Below are 13,825 nucleotides of genomic sequence, written 5' to 3'. Positions count from 1 at the left end.
ACTCCCTTGCGCATCGTCTACTGGGCCAAGCTGCAGCTGGCAAAGAAGGAAATCATCGCCGCGCTGGACGCCGTGCCCGGCGTCGAACTGCAGGTGACCACCACGCTGGAAGAGACGCTGGCCGCGCTGCCCGGCGCCCACGCCCTGGCCCTGGTCCACGGACCGCAGCACGAGGCCCGGCAGGTCTTCGCGGCGCTCACCGCGCCCGGCAGCACGGTGAAGTGGATGCACTTCATCTCCGCCGGCCGGGAGGGCTATGAGGAACTGGGCTGGCCGCCCGGAATCATCGTCAGCTACGCCGGCGGCGGAGTCTCGCCCGCCGTGGCGGAGCACGCGATGGCGTTGATGCTGGCGCTGGTGCGGCGCGTGCCTGACATGGTCCAGGTCGTGATGGCGCGACGCGCCTGGGACCGCACGCTCATCGCGCCGAAGGCGCGCGCGCTCGAAGGCGGCACGCTGGCCATCGTGGGCTTCGGCCACATCGGCCGCGAACTCGCCAAACGAGCCCGAGCCTTCGACATGCGGGTGGTGACGGTCGCGCGCACGCCGCAGTCCGACCCGAACGTGGATGAAGCGCTGCCGCTGTCGTCGCTGCACGCGGCGCTGGGACAGGCCGACGTGGTGGCGGTGGCCATCGCGCTCACGCCGGAAACCACGCACCTGCTGGACGACGCGGCCTTCGCGGCGTGCAAGCCGGGCGCGCTGGTCATCAACGTCGCGCGCGGCCCGGTGCTCGACCAGAAGGCGCTGGTGCGGGCGCTGCAAAGCGGGCAGCTGGGCGGCGCCGGCATCGACGTGAGCGACCCGGAACCGCTGCCGCCCGACGACCCGCTATGGACCTGCCCCAACCTGATCGTGTCGCCGCACTTCGCCGGCTCCGGCAGCGCGCGCAGCATCGAGCGGCTGGCACAAGGCGTGGCCGACAACCTGCGGCGCCTCATGGCCGGCCAGCCGCTGCAGCACGTGGTGTCGAACGGCTGAATCGAAAAGGAGACGAGATGACCACGCGACGTTCCACCCTGAAGCTGCTCGCGGCCGGCTCGCTGCCCGCAATGCTGGCGATGCCGGCCGCGCGCGCGCAGCAGCCGCTGCTGCGCCAGCTCGCGATCGTGGTGGCCTTTCCCGCCGGCGGCGCCACCGACGCCGTCGCCCGCCTCGTGGCCGACGGCCTGCGCGGCAAGTACGCCGAGACCGTGATCGTGGAGAACCGCGTGGGCGGTGGCGGCCGCATCGGCGCCGTGCACGTGAAGAACGCGCCGGCCGACGGCAGCGTGATGCTGTTCGGCCCCGCGTTCCCGATGGCGATCTTCCCGCACATCTACAAGACGCTGCCCTACGACCCGCTCACCGACTTCGTTCCGGTGGCCACCACGTCCAAGGGCGCCTTCGCGCTGTCGGTCGGTCCGGCGGTGCCGGCCAGCGTGCGCAGCATGGCCGACTTCGTGGCCTGGACCAAGGCGAATCCCGACAAGGCCACATTCGGCGCGCCGCCCGGCGGCGGCCAGCACTTCGCCGGCGCGCTGTTCGCGAAGCAGGCCGGCATCCCGCTGCAGATGGTGCCGTACAAGGGCGGCGCGCCATCGGTGGTGGATGTTCTGGGCGGGCATATCGCTTCCGTGGTGACGCCGTTGCCCGAGGTGCTGCAGCACGTGAAGGACGGCAAGCTGCGCATGCTGGCCACCACCACCGAGCGGCGCTCGCCCTTCACGCCGGAGGTGCCGACCATGAAGGAGCTCGGCTGGGACGTCGTGTTCCAGGACTGGTCGGGCTTCCTGGCGCCGGCGCGCACGCCGGCCGACGTGGTGGCGCGCGCCAATGCCGCCATCAAGGAAGCGGTGGCTTCACCCAAGGTGGCGGCGGCGCTGCAGGCGCAGGGCACGGACGTGGACATCAACTCGCCGGCCGATTTCGCGAGGCTCCATCGGCAGACCTGGGAGCGCTACCGGGACGTGGTGAGGTCCACGGGGTTCAAGGCCGAGGACTGACGGCCCGCGCCATCTGCGGGCTCAGACGCGCGCCGCGGACGAGTTGCGTCGTGGGCGCTGCGCGCTTGGCATGGACATGCGAATCCGCAGCCGTCCTACAACGGCAGAGCATGGGAAAACAGACCATGCACAACGGATGAAGGACGCCATGACACCAGGCCGGCTCGGGCCTTACCGACTGCTCAGGTTCGTTGGCCGCGACGACGGTGGCACCGTCTACGAGGCGGACGAGCCGGGCCTCCCGGGCCGCTGGGCGCTCACGGTCCTGCATGCGAGCGCCGCGCCATCGACCGAAACCGCGCAATCGCGCGTGCGTAGCGCCGTGCTCGCAGCCGCGAAAGTGCGGCACCCGAACATCGTCCCGGCACACGACTTCGGATGCGAGGGCCACAGCGCGTTCGTCACCACGGCCTTCGTGGAAGGCGAGACGCTGGAGCACTACCTGGCGCGCGTCGGCAGGCTGCCCGCGCTGCAGGCGCTCGCGCTTGTCGCGCAGTTGCTCTCCGCGCTGGAGTACGCGCATCGCAACGGCCTGGTGCACTCGGCGATCCATCCGAAGCACCTGCTGATCGCCCGCAACGGACAACTCAAGGTGACGGGCTACGGCTGGGTGGCGGCGGTGGCGCAGGCCGCCGCCCGACCCGGCGTTCTCGATTCGGCGCCTCACATGGCCCCGGAACTGGCGCTCGGCGGACCCGCGGACCATCGCAGCGACCTGTACTCGGCCGCGGTGGTCGGCTACCAGTTGCTGACCGGCGCATTGCCGTTCCAGCGGGGGGAAGTACCGCAAGGGACGCCGGCTTCCGCCCGGAACGCGCGGCCGGCGTTGCCGTTCGAACTCGACGCCGTGTTCGAACGCGCCCTGGCCCGCAGTCCGGAGGCCCGGTACCGGAGCGCCGCCGAGCTTGGCGAGGCGTTGCGGTCCGCGTTGGGCACGCCGGTGTGGGTGCGCCAGAAAGACCCGGCCCTTCCCGCGGCGACGGCGAGCGTGCAGCGCCACGAGTTTCCCAAGTGGGCGCCGGACGTGGCCGCGATTGCAACACCGGACAGCACCTCCCCGAACTGGCTCGTCCGTCGGGCGGGCCTCACGCTGGCGATCGGATGCGCGGCCTTCGTCGTCTGGATCGGCGGCCTCTCGGGGAATGAGCGTTCACTCAGCGACGCCGCGACAGCGATTGCCAGCCAGGCCGACCGCGAGCGTGTCTCGGATCCTCCGAAGCCGGTGATCGAATCCCAGGCGACGACCCTTGCGCCCACGACGCTGCCCATCCCACCCCTTGCGAGCACCGCGGTCGCAACGCCGGCCCGGATCAACAGGCAGGAGCTGGAGACGACGGAAAGAACGAACCGGACTCCCGCGCGCGAAGAGGTGATCGATGAAACACCCGAACCCGCACGCGCGCACCCGGCGGCCCGCAAGCGCACATCAGCCGCGGGCGTGCATGCCGCGCACCGGCCGGCGCAGCGCGCGGCACGGCAGCCTCGATCCGCGCGCCTGGATCACAAGTGCCGCCACGACAGCGATCTCGTACGCGAGATGTGCACCGTGATCAGCTGCGCGACGGCCGAGTTCCGCCACCACCCGGTGTGCATCAAGTTGCACGCGGACGCGCAGGCTCGCCACCAGCTCGCGGAGTCACGCGGCGCGCCCTGAACGGGGCGCCGATGCCTGCGCCAGCTTCGCCTGCAGCTCCAGGCTGCGCTGGAGCAGCTTGGGAGCGCCGATCCGCTCGGTCCACGCCGCAAACGCGGGCGTCGGCCCGCGCCATCGCAGCGCCTCGACATCGCTGAACAGGTTCGCTTCGGTGTGGAGCGTCGCGAGCCGCTTGAACAACAAGGCCATGTCGGCCTGGTCGCCCAGGACCCTTGCCGGGAACGACTCGATGGGCCCGTAGCTGTTCAGCAGCCGTGCAGCCCCGACCGCGCCGATGCCAGCGATGCCCGGATAACCATCGGCGGCATCGCCCACCAGCGCAAGGAAGTCCGGGATCAGCGCCGGCTCGACGCCGAACTTCTCGCGGATGGCGCTGGCGTCGCGGATCGCCTTGGCCTTGCGATCCGCCTGCACCACGCGGTCGCCCCGCACGCATTGCGCGAGGTCCTTGTCGGGGGTCCAGATCAGCACCTTGTCGACGCGATCGTCCTCGGCGGCGATCCGGGCGGCGGACGCGAGCGCGTCATCGGCTTCGAGGTCGGTCATCGGCCAGACCACGACGCCCATCGCGGCCAGTCCCTCTTCGAGCGGATGGAACTGCGAGAGCAGCGCGCGCTCGATGCCCGCGCCGGTCTTGTAGCCCGGCCACAGGCGATTGCGGAACGATTCGATGACGTGATCGGTCGCGACGCCCACATGCGTCGCCCGGTTCTCGATGAGCTGCAGCACGCCATTGAGCACGCCGGCCACCGCGCCGAACGGGCGGTCCTCGCCCTTCGTGAAGCGGCGCAGGCCGTGGAAGTGGCGGAACAGCTCGTAGGTGCCGTCGATGAGGTCGATGACCATGCGGGTGCGGGTTAAGCTTTCCCACGATTGTCGCCACCAAGCCCGAGATGCCGAGCCTCCTGAAGATCACCGACCTCGCGCCGGCCGCGGCGCCCGGCTTCGACCAGCCGTTCGAGATGCTGGAGGCCTGCCACGGGAAGATCCGCGCCATGCTGGACCTGGTCGACCGCCTGTGCGATCACATCGCCCGGCACGGCAACGATGGGCAGGCGCGCACGGCGGCGCAGGACGTCATCCGCTATTTCGATGTCGCCGGGCCGCAGCACCACCTGGACGAGGAGCGCCACGTCGTGCCGCGGCTGGAGGCGAGCGATGACGAAAAGCTCGTGCAGCTGGCGCAACGGCTGCGCCGGGAGCACCGGCAGATGGAACTCGAATGGGCCGCTGCCCGGCCCATCCTGTCGGCGATCGCGCAAGGCCAGCTCGCGTCGCTGCGCAAGGAGCAACTGCAGACGCTGTCATCGTTCGCCGCGCTGTACGCGGACCACATCGCGGCGGAAGAAGGACAGGCCTTCCCCGCCGCGGTGGCTCGCCTGGGCGCCGGCGACCTGTCCGCGATGTCGCAGGACATGATGTCCCGCCGCGCAGTGAGGTAGCAGGCGCGCCGGCTCGCTTCAGCCCTGGCCCTTGCGCCAGGGGCCTTCGATGACGAGCGTCAGGCCCGGGGTCTGGATGTTGACGAACATGAATCGGCCGTCGTGCGAGAAGCAGCCGCCGCAGAACTCGCTGTCGTTGATCGCGTTCTCCGCCACGCGGAACAATTCGCCGGAGCGGTTGACGCCCACGATGTTGTTTCCGCCACCGCCGTCTTCGAACATGTACAGGCGGCCGTCCGGGCCGAGCGTGATGTTGTCGGGCGCTTCGAGCACCGCGCGATCGGTCGACTCGACCACCAGGGTGAGCGTCTCGCGCATCGGGTCGTAGGCCCACACCTGGCCGGCGTCGATGTCGCCGCCGCTGGTGCAGCAGAAGTAGACCAACCCGTCGCCGTACCACGCGCCTTCGCCGCGGACGAACCGCGCCGCGCCCTGCGCCTGGCCCTGGCCGCGCGTGCTGTTCGCGAGCGCGTTGTCGCGCGGATCGGGATTGGGGATGTCGACCCATTCGACCTCCAGCGGCTGGTTCAGCTTGCCCAGGAAGCCCTTGCCCGTGTTGACGCCGCCGGCGAAGTCCCGCAGCTTGAGCGCCTGCAGCCTGCCGCCTTGCAGCAGCGCGCCACGGGTGTGCGGGATGTAGCGGTAGAACAGGCTGTCGCCGGTGTCCTCGGTCTGGTAGACGATGCCCGTGCGCGGATCCGTCGCGGTGGCCTCGTGGCTGAAGCGGCCCATGTCGAGGATGGGCATCGCCTGCGTCGGCCCTTCGGCCAGCGCGGGCACTTCGAACACGTAGCCGTGGCGCTGCTGGTAGGTGGAGAACGTGGCATTGGGCAGCGAAGTGTTTTCCTCGCACGTCAGCCAGCTGCCCCACGGCGTGGGTCCGCCGGCGCAGTTGTTGTTGGTGCCGCCCAGCGAAGCGAAATCGCGCAGCAGCCGGCCTTGCGAATCCAGCACCAGCGTCGTGGTGCCGCCGTTGGCATAGGTGTCGAACTTCAGGCCCGCGGGCACGTTGACGCCCTTGTCGTTGCCGAACTTCACCTCGCGGTTGCTCAACTCGTGGTTGCGCACCAGGATGGTCGTGGCGCGCGGCCCCTGGAAGCACGCCATGCCGTCATGGTCGCCCGGCACCAGCGTGCCGTCGCTCATGGCCTGGCCGGTGCAGGAGATCGCCCAGTAGCGGAAGCCGGGCGGCAGCGTCACGAGCGGCTGGTTGCGGTAGTCGAACACGCCCGGCACGACGAGGTCGGCGGTGTTCAGCGGCAAGACGGGCGCCAGTTCGCCGAAGCCCGGCCCGAAGGACGGCGCGGCATGCGCGGTGCGCGAATACAGGGTGGCCAGCGGCGCGATCATCGCGCTGGTGCCCACGAACTTCATGAAGTTGCGGCGGGAAGAGGTCATCTGCTCTCCAGGAGGGGTTTGTTGGATCGATGCCTGGCCGCCGGCGCTCGCCATTCGCGTCAAGAGTTTTTTTGCAGCGCCGGGACAGGCGACGCGAAGTTAGGGGGCTTGTGTGTCATCGCCGTGACGCCACGCGGGAAAGTTGCGCGCGCGGACCCGGCGACGGTGCGATGCGGATCGCAGTGAATTGAAACGGCGTGCAGCAGCGGGCCGCAATGGCTTGCTTCGAAGGCAGAATGCGTCCCCTCGAGCCAACCTCATCCGCCCGCCCCCGCATGCCGCTTTTCAAGAACATCGTCGTCTACCGCATCGGTCCCGACTGGACGCCCCCGGCGTTCGAGCGGCTCGAGGCGGAACTCCAGCGCCTTGCGTTCCAGCCCTGCGAACCCACGCAGGAACGGGCGGCCGGCTGGGTGCCGCCGCGCGGCAAGGACAACGGCGCGATGGTGGAAAGCGTGGCGGCCCAGTGGATCCTGAAGCTCGCCGTCGAACGCAAGAGCGTGCCGGGCGGCGCGGTGCGCGCGGAGCTCGAGGCGCGCTGCAAGGCGATCGAGGCCGAACAGGGACGCAAGCCGGGTCGCAAGGAGAAGTCGGAGCTGAAGGACGAGATCATCCTGACGTTCCTGCCCCGCGCTTTCAGCAAGCGTTCCTCGCACGTGATCTGGCTCGACGCGGAACAACGCTCGCTCGTGATCGCCGCCGGCAGCATGAAGGCCGCCGAGCCGGTGGTGAAGCAGCTGGTGGACGTGATGGCCGACCTGGGCCATGTGCTGCCGCTGTCGCCGATCTCGACGTCGCTGGCGCCTGCGACCGCGATGGCGGAGTGGCTCACCACCAAGCAGCCGCCGGAAGGCTTCTCGATCGACCGCGACCTGGAGTTGAAGAACACCGGCGAGGAAAAATCCGTGGTGCGTTATGCGCGCCACAACCTGGAGCTGGACGAGATCGGCCAGCACATCCAGGAAGGCAAGCTGCCGGCGCAGCTCGCTCTCACCTGGAACGACAAGGTGTCGTTCGTTCTCACCGAGCAACTCGCGATCCGCAAGATCGACATCCGCGGCATCGAGGACGCTCCCAAGGGCGAGGACGGATTCGATGCCGATGCCTCGATCGCGACGTCTGAGCTCTCTGCGCTGCTGCCGCAGCTGCTCACGTCGCTCGGCGGCGAGCTACACAATGTTTAGGTTTTGCTGCTGAGGCACTGCTAATATCCGCCCGCCCTTGCAGTACCCCCCATGACAGTTGCGCTCGCAGGCCGCGCCCCTGCCACCTTCGAGATCAAGAGCGCGAACCTCCCGCTGGTCTCGCTGCTCCTCAAGTCCGCGGACCTGCGCGCGCTCGCCGGTGAGTTGCAGGCCCGCTTCGGCGATTTCCCCGACTTCTTCGAGCAGGACCCGATGGTGATCGACCTCGGTTTGCTGCCGGAGGATGCGGAGGTGAACTTCGCCGTGCTGGTGCAACTGCTGCGCCGCTACCACATCGTGCCGGTGGCGGCCCGCGGCGGCAGCATCCCGCAGCAGCGGGCCGCGCGTGCCGCGGGACTGGCCAAGGCGGATCCGGAGGTGGTGCCGCCGCCGCGACTGGTGCAGGCCAGGCAGCCCGAAGAACCCGCGCAGGCGAGCGCCGCGCCGGCCCGCCCCGAGCCTGTCGAAAACCACGCGCCGGCCGCTGCAGGCGCGCTCGTCCTGGACAAGCCGCTGCGCTCCGGCCAGCAGGTCTATGCCCGCGGCCGCGACCTGGTGGTGATGTCGATGGTGAACCCGGGCGCCGAGGTCATCGCCGACGGCAGCATCCATGTGTACGCGCCGTTGCGCGGCAAGGCCATCGCCGGCGCGCGCGGCAACTCGGATGCGCGCATCGTCACGCTCTGCCTCGAGCCCGAGCTGATCTCCATCGCCGGCGTCTACCGCACCAGCGACACCGCCCTGCCCCCCGAAGTGCTCGGCAAGCCGACGCAGGTGCGGCTGGACGGCGGCATGGAAGGCCGGCTCGTGATGGAAGCACTTGAATTCGCGCCCTCCCCCGCCGGCGGAGGGTCGGGGCGGCAGCGCTCGCCCGACGCCGCCCGCCCCCAACCCACCTTCTCCCGCAAGGGAAAGGCTTAAGTCCACGGAGCCCCAATGGCAAAGATCATCGTCGTCACTTCCGGCAAGGGTGGGGTCGGCAAGACCACCACCAGCGCCAGCTTCGCTTCCGGCCTGGCCCTGGCCGGCCACCGCACCGCGGTCATCGACTTCGACGTCGGCCTGCGCAACCTCGACCTGATCATGGGCTGCGAGCGGCGCGTGGTGTACGACTTCGTCAACGTGATCCAGGGCGAGGCCACGCTGAACCAGGCCCTGATCAAGGACAAGAACTGCGACAACCTCTCGGTGCTGGCCGCCTCCCAGACGCGCGACAAGGAAGCCCTGAACAAGGAAGGAGTCGAGCGCGTGCTCAACGACCTGGCCGGCATGGGCTTCGAGTACATCGTGTGCGACTCGCCCGCGGGCATCGAGACCGGCGCGCTGATGGCCATGCACTTCGCCGACGAGGCGCTGGTGGTCACCAATCCCGAGGTGTCCTCGGTGCGCGACTCCGACCGCATCCTGGGCATGCTGTCGTCCAAGACGAAGCGCGCCATCGAGGGCAAGGAGCCGGTCAAGGAGCACCTGCTCATCACCCGCTACAACCCCAACCGGGTCGACCAGGGCCAGATGCTGTCGCTGGAGGACATCCAGGACATCCTGCGCATCCCGCTGATCGGCGTGATCCCCGAGAGCGAGACGGTGCTGCAGGCCAGCAACCAGGGGATGCCGGCGGTGCACCTCAAGGGCACCGACGTGAGCGAGGCCTACAAGGACGTGGTGGACCGCTTCCGCGGCCACGACAAGCCGATGCGCTTCGTCGACGCACAGAAGCAGGGCCTGCTCAAGCGCCTGTTCGGAGGTCGCTGAAGATGGCGTCGCTACTCTCCTTCCTGCTGGGTGAAAAGAAGAAGACGGCCACGGTCGCCAAGGAGCGGCTGCAGATCATCCTGGCCCACGAGCGCTCCGGCCGCAACGCCAGCGAGCCCGATTACCTCCCGGCGCTGCAGCGCGACCTGGTGGCGGTGATCGGCAAGTACGTCCGGATCAACCCGGCCGACATCAAGGTCCACCTCGAGCGCCAGGACAACCTGGAGGTGCTGGAGGTGAAGATTGAGCTGCCCGAGCTGGCGAGCAAGTAGGCGTTTCGACGGCGGCCTGCCGCCGTCATGGCGGCTGCCTCGACGCGCAGGACGGGCGCTGGTACAGTGCGTCTGCTTGTCAGTCGTCATACAAGGACCGTCGATGAACGCTGGCGCCCTTCGGCGGCCGCGCAGCCTCACGCATGACGTCGTGGAGGCGCTCAGCCGTCGCATCCGCGAGGGCTCGCTGGTGCCCGGCGAGAAGCTGCCCACCGAGGCGGAAATCATGGAGGAGTTCGGCGTCAGCCGGACCGTGGTGCGGGAGGCCAACTCCCGCCTGCAGGCCGCCGGCCTGGTGGCCACGCGCCACGGCGTGGGCACCTTCGTCGTCGGCACGGGCGACTCGGCGGCCTTCCGCGTCTCGCCCGACCAGCTGGCCACCCTGCAGGACGTGGTCGCGGTGCTGGAGCTGCGCATCGGCGTGGAGACGGAGAGCGCGGCCCTGGCCGCGGCCCGCCGCTCGCCCGAGCAGCTCCAGTCGATGCGGCAGGCTTTGCAGGCGTTCACTTCCGCGGTCCAGGAAGGCCGCGATGCCGTCGGGCCGGACTTCCAGTTCCACCTGGAGATCGCCCGCGCCACCCAGAACCAGCGGTTCGTCGACCTCATGACCACGCTCGGCGGGATGATGATTCCGCGCGCGCGGCTGGAGCCGCCCGGGCCACTGACGCCCGAGCGCGAGGCCTACCTGCGCCGCGTCAATGCGGAACACGAGAGCATCGTGGAGGCCATCGCCCGCCAGGATCCGGAAGCGGCGCGCGCCGCCATGCGCACGCACCTGGTGAACAGCCGCGAACGGCGACGCGTGGCTGCCGGAGGCGAATAGCCCCGCGGTTCAGGCAGGAATGACGCCGTCCGTCGCCGCAAGATGTACGATGTCGTATCTCTTAGCTGCGGAACACGATGTCTCCCAACGAACTCAAGCAGGCGCTCTCCAGCGGCCTCCTCTCCTTCCCCCTGACCGACTTCGACGCTGAGCTGCGCTTCGACGCCCGCGGCTACACCGGCCGCCTGGAGTGGCTGATGCCCTACGGCGCCACGGTGCTGTTCGCCGCCGGCGGCACGGGCGAGTTCTTCTCGCTCGAGCCGCAGGAGTACTCGCAGGTGATCAGGACGGCGGCCGACACCTGCCGCGGCCGCGTGCCCATCGTGGGCGGCGCCGGCGGCGGCACCACGCTGGCGATCAGGTACGCGCAGGAAGCCGAGCGCAATGGCGCCCAGGGCGTGCTGCTGCTGCCGCACTACCTCACCGAAGCGACGCAGGGAGGCCTGGTGGCGCACGTCGAGGCGGTGTGCAGGAGCGTGAAGGTCGGCGTCATCGTCTACAACCGCGGCGCGTGCAAGCTCAGCCCCGAGTCGCTCGCGCGGCTGGCCGAGCGCTGCCCGAACCTGATCGGCTTCAAGGACGGCCTGGGCGACATCGAGCGCATCGTCGCCATCCGCCAGAAGCTGGGCGACCGCTTCGTCTACATCGGCGGCATGCCGACGCACGAGGTCTACGCCAACGCTTACAAGGCGCTGGGCGTGCCCACCTATTCTTCGGCGATCTTCAACTTCATCCCGCGCACCGCGATGGAGTTCTACAACGCCTACTGGGCCGGCGACACCGTCACCACCGGCCGCCTGATCGACCAGTTCTTCCTGCCCTACCTCGCCATCCGCAACAAGGGCGAGGGCTATGCCGTGTCCATCGTCAAGGCCGGCGCCACCATCGTCGGCAAGAGCGCCGGCCCGGTGCGCCCGCCGCTGTCGGACCTGAAGCCGCAGGAGACGGAAGAACTGGCCGCGCTGATCCGCAAGCTCGGCCCGCAATAGACCTCACCCAAGGAGACCCCTGATGCTGAAGAAGACTCTGATGGGCCTGGCGCTGGCCGTGGCCGCGACCACGACCGCGTTCGCCGCCTACCCCGAAAAGCCCGTCACCCTGGTCGTGCCGTTCCCGCCCGGCGGATCCACCGACAACATCGCCCGCGTGCTGGCGCAGAAGCTCCAGGAATCGCTGGGCGGCACCTTCGTCGTGGACAACAAGGCCGGCGCCACGGGCACCATCGGCGCCGCGTTCGTCAAGCGCGCGCCGGCGGACGGCTACACGCTGTTCGTGTCGTCGCTGGGGCCGTTCGTGATCGCGCCGCACCTGATCAAGGGCGTGCAGTACGACGCGCTGAAGGACTTCGACCCGATCACGGTGGCCGTGCAGGCACCCAACGTGCTGGTGGTGCCCGCCAACTCGCCCTACAGGAACGTGGCCGACCTGCTGGCCGGCATGAAGAAGACGCCCGGCAAGCTGAGCTTCGCCTCTTCCGGCAACGGCTCGTCGGACCACCTGTCGGCCGAGCTGCTGTGGCAGCAGTCCGGCACGCAGGGCCTGCACATCCCGTACAAGGGCGGCGGCCCGGCCATCAACGACCTGCTCGGCGCCCAGGTGGACGCGGCGTTCGTCAACATCAACAGCATCATCCAGCACATCAAGACCGGCAAGGTCCGCGCGCTGGCCATCTCCTCCGAGAAGCGCTCGCCGCTGCTGCCGGAACTGGCGACGCTGCAGGAGCAAGGCGTCAAGGGCGCGGAAGTGCAGTCCTGGCAGGCCGTCGCGGCGCCCAGGGGCCTGCCCGCGGACGTGAAGGCCAGGCTGCACGGCGCGATCGTCGCGGCGCTCAACGACCCGGGCGTCAAGGACAAGCTGCTGGCCCAGGGCTTCGAGATCGTGGCCAACACGCCCGAGCAGTTCGGCCGCTTCCAGGCCACCGAGTTCGCGCGCTGGAAGCAGCTGATCGAAACCCGCAAGATCACGGCCGACTGATGCCTTCCCCCGTCGTCAGCAGCATGCGCGTCGTGCCGGTCGCCGGCCGCGACGGCATGCTGCTCAACCTGTCGGGCGCGCATGCGCCCTTCTTCACCCGAAACATCGTCATCGTCACCGACAACGCCGGCCACACCGGGCTGGGCGAGGTGCCAGGCGGCGAGAAGATCCGGCAGACGCTGGAAGACGCGCGGCCGCTGGTCGAAGGCCAGCCGGTCGGCAACCTGCAGGCGATCCTGAACGCGATGCGCACGAAGTTCGCGGACCGCGACTCCGGCGGCCGCGGGCAGCAGACGTTCGACCTGCGCACGACGATCCATGCGGTCACCGCCGTCGAATCCGCGCTGCTCGATCTGCAGGGCCAGCACCTCGGCGTGCCCGTGGCGGCCCTGCTCGGCGAAGGCCAGCAGCGTGACGCCGTGCAGATGCTCGGCTACCTGTTCTTCGTGGGCGACCGCAGGAAGACCAACCTGCCCTACGCGAGCGAACCGCAGGCGGCCGACGACTGGCTGCGGCTGCGCCACGAAGAGGCGATGACGCCCGAAGCCGTAGTGCGGCTGGCGGAAGCGGCGCAGAAGCGCTATGGCTTCCAGGACTTCAAGCTCAAGGGCGGCGTGCTGCGCGGCGACGAGGAGGTGGAGGCGGTGCGTGCGCTGCACGAGCGTTTCCCCGAGGCGCGCGTGACGCTCGACCCGAACGGCGGCTGGCTGCTGAAGGACGCGATCCGTCTCGGCGAGAAGATGCGCGGCATCGTCGCCTATGCCGAAGACCCGTGCGGCGCCGAGGAAGGCTTCTCCGGCCGCGAAGTGATGGCGGAGTTCCGCCGCGCCACGGGCCTGCCCACCGCGACCAACATGATCGCGACGGACTGGCGGCAGATGGCCCATGCCCTGTCGCTGCAGGCCGTCGACATCCCGCTGGCCGACCCGCACTTCTGGACCATGGCCGGGTCCGTGCGCGTGGCCCAGACCTGCCGCGACTGGGGGCTGACCTGGGGCTCGCATTCGAACAACCACTTCGACATCTCGCTGGCGATGTTCACCCACGTCGGCGCCGCCGCGCCGGGCAAGGTGACGGCCATCGACACGCACTGGATCTGGCAGGACGGCCAGCGCCTGACGAAGGAGCCGCTGCAGATCCGCGAAGGCTACGTGCAGGTGCCGAAGAAGCCGGGCCTGGGCATCGAGCTGGACATGGCGGAAGTCGAGAAGGCCCACGCGCTGTACCAGCAGCACGGGCTGGGAGCGCGGGACGATGCGATCGCGATGCAGTTCCTGGTGCCGAACTGGAAGTTCGACCCGAAGCGGCCCTGCCTGGTGAGATAGCAAACGAAACTCCCTC

14 protein-coding genes are annotated in these 13,825 nt (G+C 69.4%); 12 read left to right on the top strand and 2 right to left on the bottom strand.

Going from position 1 to position 13,825, the window contains the following annotated elements:
- The first annotated feature begins 6 nt into the window (after nt 1–6).
- The 3 genes from EZ313_RS01770 (at nt 7) to EZ313_RS01760 (ending at nt 3,639) form a co-directional block, all read left to right on the top strand.
- Nucleotides 7–981: an NAD(P)-dependent oxidoreductase gene (locus EZ313_RS01770; RefSeq protein ID WP_167772460.1), complete on the top strand. Its 975-nt coding sequence runs from the start codon at nt 7–9 to the stop codon at nt 979–981.
- A 17-nt stretch (nt 982–998) separates the two neighbouring features.
- Nucleotides 999–1,985: a Bug family tripartite tricarboxylate transporter substrate binding protein gene (locus tag EZ313_RS01765; protein ID WP_135261504.1), complete on the top strand. Its 987-nt coding sequence runs from the start codon at nt 999–1,001 to the stop codon at nt 1,983–1,985.
- Between the two features lie 148 nt (nt 1,986–2,133).
- Nucleotides 2,134–3,639 carry a serine/threonine protein kinase gene (locus EZ313_RS01760; RefSeq protein ID WP_167772459.1) on the top strand — a complete coding sequence of 502 codons (1,506 nt, stop codon included), beginning with the start codon at nt 2,134–2,136 and terminating at the stop codon, nt 3,637–3,639.
- On the opposite strand, the gene EZ313_RS01755 is transcribed toward EZ313_RS01760, so the two are convergent.
- Nucleotides 3,622–4,485 (bottom strand): 5'-3' exonuclease, encoded by an 864-nt coding sequence (locus EZ313_RS01755; RefSeq protein WP_135261502.1) that lies wholly within the window; start codon nt 4,483–4,485, stop codon nt 3,622–3,624. The genes EZ313_RS01760 and EZ313_RS01755 overlap by 18 nt on opposite strands.
- A 47-nt stretch (nt 4,486–4,532) precedes the next feature.
- On the opposite strand from EZ313_RS01755, the gene EZ313_RS01750 reads away from it, so the two are divergent.
- Nucleotides 4,533–5,081 carry a hemerythrin domain-containing protein gene (locus EZ313_RS01750; protein WP_240788499.1) on the top strand — a complete coding sequence of 183 codons (549 nt, stop codon included), beginning with the start codon at nt 4,533–4,535 and terminating at the stop codon, nt 5,079–5,081.
- 18 nt (nt 5,082–5,099) lie between these two features.
- Here EZ313_RS01750 and EZ313_RS01745 read toward each other — a convergent pair whose 3' ends face one another.
- On the bottom strand, nt 5,100–6,479 hold the full coding sequence (locus EZ313_RS01745; RefSeq protein ID WP_205960311.1) for an alkaline phosphatase PhoX: 1,380 nt from the start codon (nt 6,477–6,479) through the stop codon (nt 5,100–5,102).
- 275 nt (nt 6,480–6,754) lie between these two features.
- Between EZ313_RS01745 and EZ313_RS01740 the strand changes: the two genes are divergently transcribed.
- The 8 genes from EZ313_RS01740 (at nt 6,755) to gudD (ending at nt 13,809) form a co-directional block, all read left to right on the top strand.
- A complete protein-coding gene (locus tag EZ313_RS01740; protein ID WP_240788498.1) occupies nt 6,755–7,663 on the top strand; it encodes a recombination-associated protein RdgC in 909 nt (302 codons plus the stop codon).
- 51 nt (nt 7,664–7,714) lie between these two features.
- On the top strand, nt 7,715–8,584 hold the full coding sequence (gene minC / locus EZ313_RS01735) for a septum site-determining protein MinC (protein ID WP_135261500.1): 870 nt from the start codon (nt 7,715–7,717) through the stop codon (nt 8,582–8,584).
- Nucleotides 8,585–8,599: 15 nt separating this feature from the next.
- The gene (gene minD, locus EZ313_RS01730; protein ID WP_135261499.1) at nt 8,600–9,415 is read left to right on the top strand and encodes a septum site-determining protein MinD; all 816 of its coding nucleotides are present in this window, start codon (nt 8,600–8,602) and stop codon (nt 9,413–9,415) included.
- Nucleotides 9,416–9,417: 2 nt separating this feature from the next.
- Entirely contained in the window at nt 9,418–9,687 is a 270-nt protein-coding gene (gene minE, locus EZ313_RS01725; protein ID WP_135261498.1) for a cell division topological specificity factor MinE, read from the top strand.
- 103 nt (nt 9,688–9,790) lie between these two features.
- A complete protein-coding gene (locus tag EZ313_RS01720) occupies nt 9,791–10,510 on the top strand; it encodes a FadR/GntR family transcriptional regulator (protein WP_135261497.1) in 720 nt (239 codons plus the stop codon).
- A 77-nt stretch (nt 10,511–10,587) separates the two neighbouring features.
- Nucleotides 10,588–11,499: a 5-dehydro-4-deoxyglucarate dehydratase gene (gene kdgD, locus EZ313_RS01715; RefSeq protein ID WP_135261496.1), complete on the top strand. Its 912-nt coding sequence runs from the start codon at nt 10,588–10,590 to the stop codon at nt 11,497–11,499.
- A 25-nt stretch (nt 11,500–11,524) separates the two neighbouring features.
- The gene (locus tag EZ313_RS01710) at nt 11,525–12,484 is read left to right on the top strand and encodes a Bug family tripartite tricarboxylate transporter substrate binding protein (protein WP_135263526.1); all 960 of its coding nucleotides are present in this window, start codon (nt 11,525–11,527) and stop codon (nt 12,482–12,484) included.
- Nucleotides 12,484–13,809, top strand: coding sequence for a glucarate dehydratase (gudD, locus tag EZ313_RS01705; RefSeq protein ID WP_135261495.1), 1,326 nt, complete (start codon nt 12,484–12,486; stop codon nt 13,807–13,809). Before EZ313_RS01710 ends, gudD begins: the two co-directional genes overlap by 1 nt.
- Nucleotides 13,810–13,825: the final 16 nt, after the last annotated feature.

The organism is Ramlibacter henchirensis (genome assembly GCF_004682015.1).
GTDB classification, from domain to species: Bacteria; Pseudomonadota; Gammaproteobacteria; order Burkholderiales; family Burkholderiaceae_C; genus Ramlibacter; species Ramlibacter henchirensis.
This window is presented reverse-complemented; position numbering and strand designations above follow the sequence as displayed.